The organism is Ruegeria sp. Alg231-54 (assembly GCF_900143525.1).
Classification (GTDB): Bacteria; Pseudomonadota; Alphaproteobacteria; order Rhodobacterales; family Rhodobacteraceae; genus Ruegeria.
In genome coordinates this window covers 43,526-60,251 of the sequence record NZ_FREZ01000003.1, presented here as the reverse complement: position 1 = coordinate 60,251, position 16,726 = coordinate 43,526, and the positions used below count along the sequence as shown (strand labels likewise).

At 57.6% G+C, this 16,726-nt stretch carries 14 protein-coding genes and 1 pseudogene; 5 read left to right on the top strand and 10 right to left on the bottom strand.

From position 1 onward, the window contains the following. Nucleotides 1-17: 17 nt before the first annotated feature. The 5 genes and pseudogenes from DHN12_RS07155 to DHN12_RS07135 all read right to left on the bottom strand — a co-directional run bounded on the left by DHN12_RS07155 (nucleotide 18) and on the right by DHN12_RS07135 (nucleotide 5,338). Entirely contained in the window at nucleotides 18-1,667 is a 1,650-nt protein-coding gene (locus DHN12_RS07155; protein ID WP_108859570.1) for a long-chain-fatty-acid--CoA ligase, read from the bottom strand. 38 nt (nucleotides 1,668-1,705) lie between these two features. Continuing rightward, nucleotides 1,706-3,094 (bottom strand): amidase family protein, encoded by a 1,389-nt coding sequence (locus tag DHN12_RS07150; protein ID WP_108859569.1) that lies wholly within the window; start codon nucleotides 3,092-3,094, stop codon nucleotides 1,706-1,708. 26 nt (nucleotides 3,095-3,120) lie between these two features. Continuing rightward, the gene (locus tag DHN12_RS07145) at nucleotides 3,121-3,498 is read right to left on the bottom strand and encodes a nuclear transport factor 2 family protein (RefSeq protein ID WP_108859568.1); all 378 of its coding nucleotides are present in this window, start codon (nucleotides 3,496-3,498) and stop codon (nucleotides 3,121-3,123) included. Nucleotides 3,499-3,552: 54 nt separating this feature from the next. Then, nucleotides 3,553-4,194: pseudogene (gene ribB / locus DHN12_RS07140) on the bottom strand (3,4-dihydroxy-2-butanone-4-phosphate synthase); the annotation flags it as partial. 13 nt (nucleotides 4,195-4,207) lie between these two features. Next, nucleotides 4,208-5,338 carry an LLM class flavin-dependent oxidoreductase gene (locus DHN12_RS07135; protein WP_108859567.1) on the bottom strand — a complete coding sequence of 377 codons (1,131 nt, stop codon included), beginning with the start codon at nucleotides 5,336-5,338 and terminating at the stop codon, nucleotides 4,208-4,210. Between the two features lie 179 nt (nucleotides 5,339-5,517). On the opposite strand from DHN12_RS07135, the gene DHN12_RS07130 reads away from it, so the two are divergent. From DHN12_RS07130 to DHN12_RS07110, 5 genes are all read left to right on the top strand, one after another. Further along, nucleotides 5,518-6,489: a TetR/AcrR family transcriptional regulator gene (locus tag DHN12_RS07130; protein WP_159089983.1), complete on the top strand. Its 972-nt coding sequence runs from the start codon at nucleotides 5,518-5,520 to the stop codon at nucleotides 6,487-6,489. A 262-nt stretch (nucleotides 6,490-6,751) separates the two neighbouring features. Further along, on the top strand, nucleotides 6,752-8,848 hold the full coding sequence (locus DHN12_RS07125) for a hydantoinase/oxoprolinase family protein (protein WP_108859916.1): 2,097 nt from the start codon (nucleotides 6,752-6,754) through the stop codon (nucleotides 8,846-8,848). Beyond that, a complete protein-coding gene (locus DHN12_RS07120) occupies nucleotides 8,848-10,500 on the top strand; it encodes a hydantoinase B/oxoprolinase family protein (RefSeq protein ID WP_108859915.1) in 1,653 nt (550 codons plus the stop codon). Before DHN12_RS07125 ends, DHN12_RS07120 begins: the two co-directional genes overlap by 1 nt. After that, nucleotides 10,497-11,564, top strand: coding sequence for a histidinol-phosphate transaminase (locus DHN12_RS07115; RefSeq protein WP_108859565.1), 1,068 nt, complete (start codon nucleotides 10,497-10,499; stop codon nucleotides 11,562-11,564). The genes DHN12_RS07120 and DHN12_RS07115 overlap by 4 nt, the downstream gene beginning before the upstream one ends. Then, nucleotides 11,561-12,298: an Asp/Glu racemase gene (locus DHN12_RS07110; protein ID WP_108859564.1), complete on the top strand. Its 738-nt coding sequence runs from the start codon at nucleotides 11,561-11,563 to the stop codon at nucleotides 12,296-12,298. Before DHN12_RS07115 ends, DHN12_RS07110 begins: the two co-directional genes overlap by 4 nt. Before the next feature lie 156 nt (nucleotides 12,299-12,454). Here DHN12_RS07110 and DHN12_RS07105 read toward each other — a convergent pair whose 3' ends face one another. The 5 genes from DHN12_RS07105 to DHN12_RS07080 all read right to left on the bottom strand — a co-directional run bounded on the left by DHN12_RS07105 (nucleotide 12,455) and on the right by DHN12_RS07080 (nucleotide 16,724). Next, nucleotides 12,455-13,186, bottom strand: coding sequence for an amino acid ABC transporter ATP-binding protein (locus tag DHN12_RS07105; RefSeq protein ID WP_108859563.1), 732 nt, complete (start codon nucleotides 13,184-13,186; stop codon nucleotides 12,455-12,457). Then, complete coding sequence (locus DHN12_RS07100) at nucleotides 13,183-14,043, bottom strand: amino acid ABC transporter permease (RefSeq protein ID WP_108859562.1); 861 nt, start codon at nucleotides 14,041-14,043, stop codon at nucleotides 13,183-13,185. The genes DHN12_RS07105 and DHN12_RS07100 overlap by 4 nt, the downstream gene beginning before the upstream one ends. Next, complete coding sequence (locus DHN12_RS07095) at nucleotides 14,044-14,868, bottom strand: ABC transporter substrate-binding protein (protein ID WP_373455751.1); 825 nt, start codon at nucleotides 14,866-14,868, stop codon at nucleotides 14,044-14,046. 306 nt (nucleotides 14,869-15,174) lie between these two features. Further along, a complete protein-coding gene (locus DHN12_RS07085; RefSeq protein ID WP_108859559.1) occupies nucleotides 15,175-15,972 on the bottom strand; it encodes an iron chelate uptake ABC transporter family permease subunit in 798 nt (265 codons plus the stop codon). Further along, complete coding sequence (locus DHN12_RS07080) at nucleotides 15,972-16,724, bottom strand: metal ABC transporter ATP-binding protein (RefSeq protein ID WP_108859558.1); 753 nt, start codon at nucleotides 16,722-16,724, stop codon at nucleotides 15,972-15,974. The genes DHN12_RS07085 and DHN12_RS07080 overlap by 1 nt, the downstream gene beginning before the upstream one ends. Nucleotides 16,725-16,726: the final 2 nt, after the last annotated feature.

Sequence of the window (16,726 nt, the reverse complement as noted above, 5' to 3'; positions counted from 1 at the left end):
GATCCTTGAAGGAAATATTAAATGTCAGTGGGCAGCTTGTAGTCGGCGTATTGCTCACGCAGATGCAGCTTTGAAATTTTGCCGGTCGCGGTGTGCGGAAGCTCGGCGTGGAACACCACGTCGTCGGGCGTCCACCATTTGGCGATCTGGCCGTCATACAGCGCCAGAATGTCCTCGCGGCTGACATCCGATCCGTCACGCTTGACAGCAACGATCAATGGGCGTTCGTCCCATTTGCGGTGTTTGGCGGCGATACAGGCGGCCTCCAGAATGTCCGGGTGGCTCATGGCGATGTTTTCCAGATCAATCGAGGAAATCCACTCGCCGCCCGATTTGACCACGTCCTTGGTTCGGTCCGTCAGGCGCAGATAGCCTTTCGGGTCGATGGCCGCGACATCACCGGTGATGAACCAGCCGTCGTTGGTAAAGGCATCAGCACCGGCCCCACCCCAATAGCTTTCGGCAACCCAGTGACCACGCACCTGCAACATACCCGAGGCAACGCCGTCATGCGGCAGCAACTCGCCTTCATCATTAACGATGCGCATCTCGACCCCATAAAGCGCACGGCCCTGTTTGGTTTTCAGCGCAAGGCGGTCGTCGATTGGCAGTTTATCCTCGCCCCATTTGGGCACCGAAAGCGTGCCGACGGGGCTCAACTCGGTCATACCCCAGCCATGCACCACCTCGATACCGTGGCCTTTTTCGATCTGCTCGATCAGTGACAGAGGTGCCGCTGAACCTCCCATCATCGCGCGTTTGACTGTTTTTAGCGTGGCGCCCTGCTGATCCAGATATTCGAACAAGCCCAGCCAGACAGTCGGCACACCCGAGATCATCGTGACCTCTTCATCGTCCATAAGTTCGCGCAGCGGGGCTGGATCCATGCCCGGTCCGGGCATAACCAGTTTGGTGCCGTTCATCAGGGCTGCATACGGAATACCCCAGGCACAGGCGTGGAACATCGGCACCACCGGCAAAGTGGCATCACGCGAGCTGAGCGCCAGCCAGTCGCCGCCGGACACTCCCATGGCGTGCAACACGGTCCCACGATGGGAATATAGAACGCCTTTTGGATTGCCTGTTGTGCCAGATGTGTAGCACAGCGCCATGGCAGCGTTCTCATCCAGTTCGGGCCAGTCATAAACCTCGGGCTTGCCCGCGATCAGAGATTCGTAGTCACTGACCAGAGTCTTCATCTGCGGCACCTGATCCGGGCCAGTCAGACTGAACCAGGCTTGGACGCTGGGACAGCGGGCCGAGACAGCATCGATCAGCGGCGCAAAAGTCGTGTCGAAGAACATATGCGTGTCTTCCGCGTCGTTGATAATAAACGCGATCTGATCGGGATGCAGGCGCGGATTGATCGTGTGGCAAATCGCACCGATGCAAGCCAATGCATAATAGAGTTCCAGATGCCGATTGTTGTTCCAGGCCAGCGTCGCGACGCGGTCACCCGGCCCCACACCCAATTCGGTCAAAGCGTGGGCCAGTTGCTGGGTCCGTCGCCCCATATCCGCAAAGCTGTAGCGATCAATCGTCATGTCCGAGTTACGCCAGACAATCTCCGCCTCGGGATGCGCACGCATGCCATGACGAAAAATGCTGGTCACCGTCAGTGGCATCGTCATGATCTGACCGGGAATCGTCGTTTTTTCTGCGCTCATTTTTTGCCTCTCAATGTGGTTCTCTGCATCTGCGTCCGTCACAGAGGCGCAGGCGGCATTTCTCCGATGTCCCGTTCGATCCGCCACGACATTTGCAAAACGCCCAGATCGTCAAAGCGGCGTCCGACCAGTTGAATACCGATCGGCAACCCGTTGCGGTCTAGTCCGACCGGAATGCTGGATGCCGGTTGCTCAGTGAGGTTGAACAGGAAGGTATTGGCCCAGCTTTCGAACGGCTTATCGGGGTCAGACCCCGGCAGGTCGGCAGCAAAGGCGGTGTCCGGTGTCGATGGCAGCAGGACAAAATCATGGCCGTCAATCAGCGCCAACGCACGTTCGCGTAACGCCTGCGTGTGATCGAAGTTCCGCTGATGCTCAACAGCGGACAATGCGCGTGCATTGTTGGTCCAGTCGCGGATATAGGGCGTTTTCGCCTGTTCGGCCACGGGTTGGCGCATCAGTTCGGACAGGGTACGTATTTTGTAGAACGCCTCGGCGGGTCCCCAGTCCGCTCGACTGAACGGTGCGGTTTCAAGATAGGTGACCTGAACGCCCATATCCCGCAAAACCTGTGCCGTCCGTTCCAGCGCTGCCTCAACATCTTCCGCCACCGGTTCGCCCAAGCCCAGCTCGGGGATAACCAGAACCGACATGCCTTTGCGGTCGCCGCGCGTCAGGCGCGAGACATAGTTCACACCGTCCCGTGCCAAAGCCGCGAAATCGCGCGTATCCTCTCCGGTCAGAACATTCATATGCAGCGCGACGTCGCCAAAATTGCGGGCCAAAGGCCCCGCCGTGATCGCCGGACTGTTGCAGACGTAATAGGGCACTCGCCCTTGGCTGGGCTTCAGCCCGGCCAGGCCGCAATACGAGGCCGGCAGACGAATGGATCCCACGATGTCGGTCCCAATCGAAACCGGCTCGATACCAGCGGCAACACTGGCCGACGCGCCCGAAGATGATGCGCCTGTCGTGCGCGAAACATCCCATGGATTGCGGGTAACCCCGTGCTTTGAGCTCACTCCGCCTGCAAGAATGCCATAATCGCACATGGTATTCTTGCCCAGGATCACGGAACCGACCTCACGCATGCGTGCTACCGTGGGATGATCGGTTGTGCTGACCGATGCCTCACCCGCCGCGGATCCACGATAGGCAGGCATACCGATGCAATCCATTGCGTCTTTGACTGTTGTCGGCACGCCATCCAGCGGCCCCATTGGTATGTTGTCGTGCCAACGTTTTTCGGACGCCCGGGCCGCTTCAAGCGCGCCCTCGACATCCACGTGGTAAATCGCATTGATCCTAGGGTTAACCGACTCAATACGGGCCAGCGCTGCCTGCGTGACCTCGACCGGAGACAGCTCTAGCCGGGCAAAGGCCTGCACCATGGCACACGCCGAAAGTTGGGAATAGGGGGCGGTCATTCGGGGGCTCGATCAGATAAAGGGGATCAGTCTTCGGTGCGCTGGACGTAATAGACCTTGGCCGCAATCTTCCAGCCCTCGCCGGTGCGGACCAACGACAGGTAGTCGATGAAGTATCGGGGTTGCACGGCGCAGTCGATCTTGACAAAGGCTGTATTCGGCCCTGATTGATCGATCGAGATCGTGTGACCATAGACCGGATAGCCTTTGGATTTTGGGCTTTCGCGACCGCCGATGACCTCTTTGTATTTCTCCAGCGTCATGTGGACATAGCTGCCATCCTCGTTGGCACAGCAAAGATCACATTCTGGCAGAAATATCTGGTCGGTCTTGCTGATGTCTCCGTCATGCAGGTTTTCGATATACGCCTGCATCAGGGCTTCGATCTCGGCAAATGCGGTCATAGGATATCCTCGGTCATGAGTGTCTTGAAACGCAGGTGGTATTGGCTGTCAGGCGGCCTTGTTGGAAAGCAGGTCCTGGCGATACCGTTTGAGGTCTTCGATTGTGCCGACCTTAAGGCCGTGCCGGGCCCCAAATTCCAGCAGATCCGGCAGGCGCGCCATTTCACCGTCATCATTCATGATTTCGCAGATCACACCGGAATCCCCCTGCCCGGATAGGCGGGCCAGATCAACTGCGGCTTCAGTGTGGCCTTCGCGTTCCAGCACGCCGTGCGGTTTCGCCACCAATGGGAACAGATGCCCGGGCGAAACAAGATCTGCCGAAGAGCCGCTGTCGGACACCAAAAGTGCAATGGTCCGCGCCCGGTCGCTGGCGGAAATGCCGGTGGTCGTGCCTTCATTCGCATCCACCGAAATGGTGAACGCCGTATGATGTGGATCCGTGTTCAACGCTGTCATGGGACCAAGGCGGAACTGCTCGGCCCGCTCGGGCGGAATGGCCATGCAGATCAAACCTCGACCAAAGCGTGCCATGAAATTTACCGCGGCCGCATCCGCACAGGCCGCTGGGATCACCAGATCGCCCTCGTTCTCGCGGTTTTCATCGTCGACAAGAATTACCATACGGCCTTGTTCGCAATCCGTAATGATCTCTTCGATGGGCGACAGCTGACAAACTTCATGCAGATCGAACACGGTCTTCCCCTTATCAGTTAAGAGGCTTGATGACGCCTTCGGCGAATTCGATCAGAGCTTCCTGCTCGATCTCGTCGCCAAAGTAGTTCACGTGGTGCCAGACAAAGAATTCGTCGATCTGATACCGCTCGGCCAGTTCACCGACCTGGTCCAGAACCTGTTGACGCGAACCATCCCAGACGCGACCCAGCGGCACATGATACGGCGGCGCGTCATAGGCCGAGAACCAAAGGTTATCGAACATTTCGCGATACTGTTTGGTCTTGGCTGGGGTCTTGCCCATCATCAGATGCGCACCCAGTGCCAGAACATCGTTGTTGGTGGTTTGCGGCAGCCCGTTTTCATGCGCGGCCTTCAGACAGTTCTCAAGGATCACCGGCATGAATTCTTCTTTATCGGCGGTTACGAAGGATACCATCTTGGCCCCTTCCGACGCCCAAAACTTGGCGGTTTCCATCGAGTAGGAGAACGGCGCGTACACTTTCGGGTGTGGCTTCTGCAGCGGGCGCGGAACGATGCCCGACTTGCGCAGGATCTTGTTTTCATCAACCGGGCTGTCACCACCCCAAAGCTTTGTCGGGTTGAACTCCCACTCGACGTTCGACGGGAAGTTCCAGAACTCGCCCTGATGTTCGGTCAGGTCGTCAGTCCATAGCGACCTGATCAGGCGCCAGTTTTCATACAGCGCGCGGCGGTTGCGCTGGTCGGCCTCGGACTTGTCGGATTCAGCCGAGGTGATGTCCAGGTGCTGCCCCATGGTCGCCGTCCAGCGCGGCGTGTTCCCGCGCGAGAACCCTGCGAAGACGCGGCCGCCGGTCATGTGGTCCAGCACGGCGATGTCTTCGGCCGTCTTGATCGGGTTCATCGCGGTCAGGTTCATCCCCAACTGACCAACTTTGAAGTTCTTGGTGTGCTGGGCGATGTACATGTTCCAGAACAGCGGGTTCGTGGTGCATTCAACGCCTTCGACCTGCATGTGGTGCTCAGTCAGGCAGAAGCCGTCATAACCCAGCTCTTCGGCAAGGACCATCTGATCACGCATCGTGTGCATCATCTTGTTGAACCGCGCAGGGTCACGTCCAGCAAGCTGAGTGTCCTCGCCATGCTGGCGTGCGAATGGAATGGCGAGAATCTTGAACTTCATGCAGGCGTCCCCTGGTGCGTTATTGAACGTTCACTAACTTTCCCATACGGCCGGCAATTTCGTCAAGCCCCGAATTGTTTTTCCCTACGTCGCAATGACACTGCGACGATTTCCAACTGGACAAGAGATAGGGATTTCAACATGTTGCCCTCAGGTAGGGTCCTATGGAGGCAAGCCGCGTGTTTTTGTATTCCGCTGCGCAAGTTGATGAATTTATTAATAAATCGCAGCTAGATGGCGTGTGCGTTGCGCTGGCGATTGATGCTGCGCGCGAGGAACTCAGACGTCTCGGCGACACTTTGCATCCAATACTGGTCAATACCTCGGCCACGAATCTGGCAACCCCGGGACAGGGGCAAATCGAGGCTCAGGCCATACGCATGTCGCCAGAAGATTCGCTGCTGACCTCATACCGTGTCTCGATCGTTCAGGCCGGGCACAATCCCGGTGAAGCCGCCACGCTGATGGAAGTGACCTGCACGTTCTCAGTCGAAGCGCAACTGGCGGAAACGCCAAAATCCACTCAGGCAGAAAAGCCGCCCCGCGCCCTGTCCGACACCGCCGAGGAACGGCGGCGACAGATCTTTGAAGGCGCGTGCAAGGTGATTGCCAAGCATGGGTTCGGCAATGCTTCGATGCGCGAGATTGCCAAAACATCCGGGCTGTCGGTTCCGCTGATGTACAAGTACATCAAGGACAAGGATGATATACTGCACCTGATCACCACGATGTGCATGCAGGACATCATCGACTTTTTCGATACCGGAGAGCTGTTCATCGGCCCCGCCGATCAGAACCTTGAAAAAGCGGTTGACCGATACATCGATTACATTGGTGAAAATCGCCGCTATATCAATCTGGTCTATTCGGAAACACGGTCCATGTCTGCCGAGAACCGCGCGCGTGTATTTGATATGGAGCGTGAATTCATGGGCCGCTGGAAAGGCATTCTGGATAAAGGGGTCGAGCAGAAAGTGTTCCGCCCCATGAACACAGAGCTGATGGCCAATTATCTGTATTTCCTTTGTAATGTCTGGTCACTCCGGCATTGGAGCATCGGAAAGTTCCCGGAAAGCGAGATCCGGACCAGTCTGAAGGCGCTTATAATGGATGGCGTTTTGGTCAGGGCTGCTCCTTCCAAGAAATCCTGAGCGAACCATCAACCACTCTGGGTGGTTGATGCACAAACGCTTAGGCAATCAAGTCGCACATCTCTGTCGCTTCCGGGCGATTTGGTCGCAAACCAACTTGCGACACGTCTTGGGCGTGTCAAACTGCGTATATGACAACGCTCTGTAGTCCTAACCCTCTGGATCGCCGCGCAACCGGTTGTGACCTCGTCGTGAGTGGATGATGTCTGGCGCTCTGCGCCCATTGCCATCTGCCCAGACAACGGACAATTCGGACACTCTCATGACATCTCAAACCTTACGCCTGGCCATTGATGTCGGCGGAACCTTTACCGATACGGTACTCGTCTCGGGCGATGAGACCATATTGGCTTCGACCAAGACGCTCACGACGCACAAAAATCCTGCAGATGGCGCGATGGAGGGCGCAAGACGTGTCATGGCGGAATCCGGCCGGTCGTTGAATGAGGTGACAGGCTTCATCCACGGAACGACGCTGGCGACCAATGCATTGATCGAACGTCAAGGCGCTGTTGTGGCGACCGTGACAACCGAAGGGTTTCGCGACATTCTGGAAATCGCGTATGAGCGGCGATATGCGCAATATGACATCAACCTGGAAAAGCCGGACCTGCTGGTACCACGCGAACGTGCGCTGACCATTCGCGAAAGAATGGCTGCCGATGGGAATGTGCTGATCCCGTTGGACGCCGGTTCGATAGACGCGCTGTTGGCCGCACTGGATGCCAGCGGCGCAGAAGCGGTCGCAATCTGTTTGATGCATGCTTACGCCAACCCCTCGCACGAACGCAGGCTGCGCGACATACTGGCCAAACAGCGCCCGGGCCTGACTATGTCAATTTCCTCTGATGTCAGCCCAGAGGCGCGCGAGTTCGACCGGCTTTGTACCACGGTCGCCAATGCCTACATCCAGCCCCTGATGGAAAGCTATTTGGCGCGTTTTGCCTCACGGTTCCAGACAGAAGGCGTGACCTGCCCAATCCTGGTGATGACAGCTGGTGGCGGCATGTGTACCGTTCAAACCGCCTCACGCTTTCCGATCCGGCTGGTCGAAAGCGGCCCGGCGGGCGGAGCAATTTTGGCCGCACGGATCGCAGCGCGGTCTGGGATTGACGAGGTTCTATCTTTCGACATGGGCGGGACAACTGCGAAGCTCTGCCTGATTGACAATGCACGGCCTCAAACCTCGCGCCAGTTCGAAATCGCGCGGGCCGCGCGGTTCATCAAAGGGTCGGGCATGCCGGTACGTATCCCTGTGGTCGAAATGATCGAGATCGGCGCGGGAGGCGGCTCAATCGCCGGGGTTGACCGGCTGGAGCGGTTGACTGTGGGTCCAAAGTCGGCCGGATCAGAACCCGGTCCGGCAGCCTTTGGACGGGGTGGCACCGAGCCAACCGTGACCGACAGCGACATCACCCTGGGCTATATCGTGCCGGACACATTTGCCGAAGGGTTTATCAAGATTGACCCCGCAGCGTCTGAAGCCGCGCTGTGCCAGGTCATAGGCACGCGTTTGGACACGAACGCCACAGGGGCGGCCGACGGCGTCAGTCGCATCGTCGATGAAAGCATGGCCAGTGCGGGTCGGATGCATGCAGTGGAATCGGGCAAGGACCTTGGTTCGCGCACAATGATCGCTTTCGGCGGCAACGGCCCCCTGCACGCAAGTCGTGTGGCCCGATCCGCAGGGGTCCGTCGCATCGTGATCCCGCCCAATCCGGGCGTCGGATCCGCGGTCGGCTTTCTATTTGCTCCGGTCAGTTTTGAGATCGTTAGATCACGCTACTCTCTACTTGAATCCCTGGATCTGGAGCGGGTCAACGCCCTGTTTTCCGACATGATCAACGAGGCAAGCCGTGTGGTTGCGCAAGGCGCAGGTGATGCACCCACCGAAACGCAACGCACGGCCTTCATGCGTTATAACGGTCAGGGCCATGAGATCGAGATTGCCCTGCCCGATCGCGACCTAACATTCGAAGACATAGAGCCGCTGACTGATGCGTTCGAGGCGGAATACCGTAAACAATTCTCGCGTCCCGTGCCGGGAATGCAAATCGAGATCCTGAACTGGGCTGTCCGCGTCGCAACCCCAGATGCGGATGTTCCAGATTTGCCGGAAACACCAGTTCTGAAAACGATCATGCCGATCCAGACCCGTGCCATCACCTGCGATGTAGATGGTCAGACAAAGCAGGCTGGTTTTGTGCCACGCAACAACCTGAACCCCGGCGACAGGGTTTGCGGCCCGGCGCTGATCACGGAACCGCAAACGACGACTTTGGTCTCATCCGACTTCTCGGCGCATGTGGATGCCATTGGAAACCTCATCCTTATCCAAGATCAGAAAGGAGGTGTATGATGACTGCCGATCAGTCCCCCGCCCGCCTGCAAGTCATGTGGAACCGCCTACTTGCGGTGGTTGAAGAACAAGGTCAGACTCTGATCCGCGCCGCGTTCTCACCCATTGTGCGCGAATGCGGCGACATCTCTGCCGGGATCTTTGACGCCGGGGGTCGGATGCTGGCACAGGCGGTTACCGGAACGCCCGGACACATCAACACGATGGCCGAAGCCGTGATGCATCTGCGCGGTCATTTTCCGGCGCAGCACATGAAGCCCGGCGATATCTACATGACCAATGATCCGTGGCTGGCTTCTGGACACCTCAACGACTTTCTGCTGATGATGCCTGCCTTCAAAAACGGCAAGGTCGTCGGCTTTACTTCATGCACATCGCATCTTGTAGATCTGGGCGGCCTTGGAATGGGACCCGAAGGGTCGGATATCTATGATGAGGGCCTGCTGATCCCACCCTGCAAACTGGTCGAACAAGGTGTCCCGAACGCCTTGCTTTTGGACATTGTCCGCGCCAACAGCCGCGAGCCCATTGCGAATGAGGGCGACATATATGCACTGATCGCTTGCTGCGAAGCGGGCGTGAACCGGCTGCTCGGTATGATGGATGAATTCGGAATCGACGATCTTGATCAACTGGGCGGCTACATCATCGACACCTCGCGCCGAGGCACGCTTGAAGCCATCGCTGAAGTGCCCACAGGCACCTATAGAAACGTTCTGAGGATGGACGGTTATGAAAAAGAACTGGAACTGCACGCCACCCTAACGGTCAGCAAAACGGGCATGCATGTGGATTTCACGGGAACGTCGGGTTGTTCGGGCAAGGGTATCAATGTGCCGCTGAACTATGCGACCGCCTATACAGTCTTCGCCCTGCGCTGCATCGTCGGGTCTGACATCCCCAACAACGCCGGATCGCTGGAGCCGTTTACCGTGGACGGCCCAAAAGGCTGCATCCTCAATGCACAACGCCCCGCCCCGGTGGCAATGCGGCACACGCTAGGACAGGTAACACCAGATCTGGTGCTTGGATGCCTGCATCAGGCCCTGCCAGATCAGGTCCCCGCCGAGGGCGCATCTTGCATGTTCGATCTGCCGATGCGGCACGCACCCGAAGTGGCACGCGATGGAGGTCAGGAATTTGCGGTCGAGCCTGTGCACAATGGCGGCACTGGCGCACGGCCACATGCGGATGGTTTGTCTGCCACAGCCTACCCCTCGGGCGTGTTCGGATCTCAGGTCGAGATCACGGAAAGCGTGGCCCCGGTCACAATCTGGAAACGCGAACTACGCCAGGATTCAGGAGGTGCAGGCAAGTATCGCGGCGGTCTCGGCCAACGGATCGAGATGACCTCTGCGAACGGTGCACCCTTTCTGGTGTTCCTGTCGGTTGAGCGCCTCAAATTCCCCGCCCTCGGACGCATGGGTGGAAAACCCGGCGCACCCGGACGCATTCGTTTTCTTGGCGGCGAAAATGATATCCCAGGCAAAGGAGAACTGCGCGTTGAAGCTGACGACTACCTGATCTTTGAAACCCCTGGGGGCGGTGGTTTTGGCAACCCGGCCGAGCGGGACCCGCAGGCAATCTCCCTAGACCTCAAGCGCGGTCTGATCAGCGCAGAAGGCGCAAAATCCTATGGGGGCACATCATGATCCGCCCGGTTCCCCACATAAGTGCAATGGCGGCCTATGCGCTGGCCGACCTCGGCGGCGAAAACACTATCTCGTTGGCCCAGAACGAAAGCGCCTTTCCCGCAAGCCCCGCTGCCATCAAGGCGGGTCGTGACGCAATGGCCGATCTGCAATTGTATCCTGATCCGGAATGGTCGGAACTGCGCACAGCAATTGCCGATGTGCATGGGCTCGATCCGGCCAGGGTGCTGTGCGGAGCAGGCTCGATGGAGCTGATCGGCTGTTTGATCCGCGCCTATGCCGGACGCGGTGATCGGGTCCTTGGCACAGATTACGGATATGCGTTTGTCGCCTCAGCAGCAGCTCAGGTTCAGGCCGATTACGTCAAGGCGCGTGAAGTAGATCTGACCGTATCCGTCGACGATATCATCGCCGTGGTCACACCTGAAACGCGGATCGTCTTTGTCTGCAACCCTGGCAACCCGACCGGCACCCTGATCCCCAATTCCGAAATCCTTCGTCTGCGCGATGAACTGCCCACCGATGTTCTGCTGGTCGTCGATCAGGCTTATGCCGAGTTTTCCGATCACATACATGATCCGGCCGACATCTTCGCGCTGACCGATCAAGGGGACACCGTGATCCTGCGCACCTTTTCCAAGGCCTATGGCCTGGCGGGAGCGCGTATAGGATGGGGGTACTTCCCGCCCGAGACTGCGGCTGAACTGCGCAAATTGCTTAATCCAAACAATATTTCCATCGCTTCACAGGCGGCGGCAACTGCCGCGACCCGCGATCAGGCGCATATGCAAAATGTGGTTGCCCGCACGACTGAAATCCGTGAACGATTTGCCGTGGAATGTCGTGCGTTGGGCCTAATCGTTCCTCAAAGTCACACAAACTTTGTGCTATTGCGCTTTGCCTCAACGCAGGATGCGCAACGGGCAGACGCGGCGCTGCGGGCGGACGACCTACTAGTGCGCGGCATGGGAGGATACGGCTTAACCGACTGCTTGCGCGCCACAATCTGCGAGACGCCGATCATGGATCGGTGCCTGACCGCCCTGAAGGGAGCATTGAAGTGACCGAAACACGAACCGCAGCCAAAATCGGTGTTCTGGTACCCTTCACCAACACCAACCTCGAACCGGATATGGAGTTGTTGAGGCCACCCAACACCACAGTCCATTTTCAACGCATGGGCGGGTATGACGTGGATGAAATCCCCGGCTCGGATCAGATGGCGGGGTTGGGCGCATCGGATATCACTCACGACCTGCGGATGATCTCGGGCATACGCCCCGATGTGGTGTTGTATGGCTGCACCTCGGCGACGCTGACCCACGGACCGTCTTTTGATGCAGAGCTGGCCCAGCAGATCAAAGTGGGCTCGGGTGCAGTTTCGCTGACCGCTGCAGGGGCGTTGATCACTGGGATCAAGGCTGTCGGCGCAACAAAGGTCGGCTTTTCATCGCCTTATTTGGGCGAGATCAATGCCCAGGCGATGGATTTCATGGCCCTCAACGGCATTGAAACCGTCAAATGTGCCGATGTCGGCCGCGAGCTTGGCAATTATGGCCAAGGTGAACTGACCCCGGACGAGGTGTTCGATCTGGCGTGCAGGGCTGATCACCCGGAGGCGCAGGCAGTCGTCCTAAGCTGCACAGACATGCGCTCGGTCGAGGCGATTGAACGGATTGAGGCCGCGCTGAACAAACCCGTCATTACCTCCAATCAAGGGATGGTCTTTGGACTGCTTAAAGCGCTGAACCTACCGCGTCACGAAGCGCTGCCTGGGCGTCTGTTCGACAACTTGTGATCCCGGCTGGTGAGCGCGACTTGCGTAAGATCGCTCAGAGTTCTTGCTGCCAGAGGTCGGTCGCCCACTGCAGCGCGTCTTTTGCGCCAGCGGCCTGCCAGTTTTTCGATATCACCCTTAGCGCAGCATTTCTTAAATCGCAGGACGTCCGCGACATCACAGCACGCGTGACAGGAACGCCTTGGTGCGCGGTTCGCGTGGTTGGGAAAAGAGCACCTCGGGCGGGCCTTGCTCCAGGATGCGTCCGGCATCAAGGAAACACACTTTGTTTGCCAGCTCGCGTGCAAAACCCATTTCATGCGTGGCAAGTACCATGGTCATACCCTGCTTTCGCAGGTCCCTCAGCACGTCCAAAACCTCGCCTACCAACTCGGGATCCAGCGCGCTTGTAATCTCGTCAAACAGCATGATCTGCGGCTCCATCGCCAGCGCACGGATGATAGCCACTCGCTGCTGCTGACCGCCCGATAGCTGGTCTGGATAGTGTTCCATCCGGTCACCCAGCCCAAAGCGCGTGAAAAGCTGGGTCACCTTCGGGCGTAAGTCTTCTCTGCTCAGTCCGTGCACACGACGCGGTGCGAGCATCACATTTTCCGCCGCCGTCATGTGGGGAAAAAGGTTATAGCTCTGGAACACAATGCCGATCTGTTGACGCACTGGCTGTGGGTCCAGTCCCGGTTCAGAGATGTCTTTCCCGTCCAGCCAGATCTCGCCGTCATCGATGGGTTCAAGCAGGTTCATGCAGCGCAAGAGTGTGGATTTGCCAGAACCTGAAGCGCCAATCAGGCACACCATCTCGCCCTCAGCCACATCCAGGTCAATGCCCTTGCATACCTCGTGATCATCGAACCGTTTCCGCACCATTCGCAAGGATAACTTTGCTGTCATGTACGGGCCCTGTTCTGCTTGTTCATAAGGTAGTCCGCATACCGTGTGGCTGGTATGGTCAGCGCAAGAAAGATAAGCGCTGCGCCCACATAAGGCGTAAAATTGGCATAGAGCGATTTGTAAACACCAGCCTGACGGAAAATCTCAACCGGGCCGATAAAGGACAATAGCGCCACGTCCTTCTGCAGAGCGATGAACAGGTTCATATTGGCAGGAACGACGTTTCGTATGGCTTGCGGCAGGACCACATAGCGCATGGTGTCCTGATCGCTTAGCCCCAACGAGGCTGCGGCGGATCGCTGCGACTGATGGATCGAGTCAATGCCCGAGCGGATCACCTCGGCCACATAGGCCGAATAGACCAAAACCAGCGCCAGCGTGCCCCAAATGTAGGGGCTGTTCCAAGGCCTCGGCAGGCCCAACCCGGGCACGCCAAAGCCAATAATGTAGATAACAAGAACCACCGGCAGGCCACGGAAGATGTCCGTATATGCAATGCCGAACAGCCGTAGCGGAAAAAGTGCAGGTGCGCGCGTGTCTCGACACAGCGCGATAACCAGTCCCGTGATCGCGATAAGCGGTGCGGACCACGCAAAAATCATCACGTTCATCAGAAAGGCTTCGAGCAATCCGGGAAACGTCTCGGCGAAGACCCGGCCGTTGAAAAACGAGCGTTGTACGGCCTCCCAACCGGGGGCGAGCGGGACGAGGACGAAGATGGCAAGGGTCACGCTGACCACCGAAATCAGCGCGATGCGATTTGAGCGACGCCGTACCTCAGCTTCATAAACCTCGCGACGCGTTGGCGTCGCGGCAGAGTGCTCAACCGAGTCTTTTTGCAATGACGTTTCTTCCATCTACTCGATGACCGGCACACCTGTAGCCTCGGACAGCCATTGGGTTTCAATCGCCGCAAGCTCGCCGCTTTCGGTCAGTTCTGTGATGGCCGCGTTGACGCATTCCTTCAACGCGTTGCCGTCTTCCATCAAAACGCCGAACTGATCAGGACTTTCGGATTGCCCCGCAGGGAACTGGCCAAGCAATGCACCGTTTTCGACCACGACGGCCGACAGATAGAGTGCCGTAGGCAGGTCATAAATTGCGGCATCGATCTGGCCGGCCATGATGGCCGCATTCACATCAGCATTGTCGTTGTAAAGCAGCGGTTCACTCGAAGGTTGGATCACGTCCTTCAGCATTGGGATCGCTGTTGTCGTGGCCACAGCGCCCCACTTTAAATCCTTGAGTCCGTCCAATGTTGCTTCTGCGCCTGCATCGACAACGTTCTGGGTTGTCAAAACCGCCATGGCCGAGGTGTAATATGGCAGGCTGAAATCAACCATTTCTTCCCGCTCGGGAGTAATCGAGTACTGCTGCATGTTAAAGTCAAAGTTCTTCGCGCCGGGCTGAATAGCCTCGTCAAAACTTGTGCGAACCCAGGTGACATTGTCCTGGCCGAAGCCCATTTTTTCGGCGATGGCATAAGCAACGGCAGCTTCAAATCCTTCACCGCTTTCGGGCGCGTCATTCATAACCCAGGGATAGTAGGCCGGATTACCTGTTGCGATTGTCAGGTTGCCCTCTGTAAGGGTCTTACCCTTTGCGCAGGTCCCATCGCCCGCAGCAAGCACCGAGGTTGTTGAGAAAAGTAAGGCTAGAGCTGGGCCAGCAATCAGTTTCATCAATCTTCTCCCTGTTTTTGTTTGGTCACAGGTTCTTATGCGCAGGGGGATTTGTCTAGGTGTTTGATCCCGCGGTGTGATGGCGGGATTAAACAACTGTATCGACGGAAACACAATGCGATTGGCGCGTCACAGCAACGCCGTGCACGGTAGCCACACGGTTTTCTTGAACCGCAAACCCGCCGAGAAGGGGCACGCGCAAATGTGTCAAGACGGCGAATTTGAAAGTCGACCATCTGACACCGAGGACAGCGTGCACGAGGACGCCACCTGCGGCATCCTGTTGGTTCCGTCATTGGGCTGCTTTCAGGACTTATTATGACGCTGCCAACCAAGCAGGCTGAAACAGGCAAACAAAATGGCGGCGACACAGACAATCGAGGGCCCGGCCGGCGTGTCGAATACATAAGCCGCCCGCAACCCGGCCACAGCAGACGTCGCCCCGATTGCCGCTGCAATCAGGGCCATCGTTTCCGGTGACCGCGCCAGATTGCGCGCCGCAGCGGCTGGTATGATGAGCATCGCCGCTATTAGCAGAACACCCACGACCTTGATGGCGACTGCCACCGTGATAGCCAATGCGAGCGTCAATATCAGTTGTTCGCGCTTGGGGTTGAACCCGCTGGCATAGGCCAGTTCCTCGTTCAACGTCGCCGTCAACAGCTGGGACCAACGCCAGGCAATCAAAATTACGACAAGTGCAGCACCACACCAGATGACGGCCAGATCCGAACGGGATACGGCCAGAATGTCGCCAAACAGATAGGCCATCAAATCAATCCGGACACCGGAGAGGAATGAAACCGCCACAAGACCAAATGCCAGGGCGGAATGTGCCATAACCCCCAGCAACGTATCCATTGCGTACCCACGACCTGCCAACAGCGTTACGGTCAGCGCCATCAACAAGGCGACGGCCAGCGCACCTGTAAAAACCGACATCTGAAATGTCAGCGACAAGGCTACGCCAAGAATGGCTGCGTGCGCTGTGGCATCGCCGAAATAGGCCATACGGCGCCACACCACAAAACACCCCAACGGCGCCGCAGCAAAGGCTACGCCTACACCGGCCAGCGTGGCTCGGGTCATGAAATCATCAAGCATTATTCTGCGGCTTCCTGTGAATCTGTTCCATGGTCATGATGATGATCGTGGTTGTGATCATGATCATGGCGGTAAAGGGCAAGCGCTCCACCTGTTCCGGTTCCGAACAACGCGCGGTATTCGGGGGCCGAGGCCACAACCGCAGGTGAGCCCTCGCAACAGACATGGCCGTTCAGGCAGATCACCCGGTCCGAGGCGCTCATCACCACGTGGAGCTCGTGGCTTATCATGATGATAGCGCACCCTGTTTCCTGACGCACGTCTTCGATCTGGCGATAAAACGCAGCCGACCCGGGCTGATCCAACCCTTGCGTGGCCTCATCCAGCAACAGGATTTCGGGTCGGTTGATCAAAGCCCGCGCCAGCAGCACGCGCTGGAATTGCCCGCCCGAAAGCTGTGACATCTGGCGCTTGAGCAGATCGGGCACACCGGCCGTTTCCAGCGCAGTCGCGCAATCTTTCTTCGACGCACGATGGGTTAGCCGCATAAACCGTTCGACGGTGATCGGCAGGGTCGGGTCGATATGCAGCTTTTGCGGGACGTAGCCAATTCTCAGCCCCAGCTTTCGCTTTACCTGCCCGACAGACGGTTTGATTGCACCTATTATGGCGCGCAGCAGACTTGTCTTACCCGAACCGTTAGGGCCGACAATGGTCACGATTTCACCAGGTTCGACCTCCATGTTAATGTGCCGTAACACGGTATTGGCCCCATAGCTAACGCTGAGGTCTTCTACGGTAATCAGGTTCATTT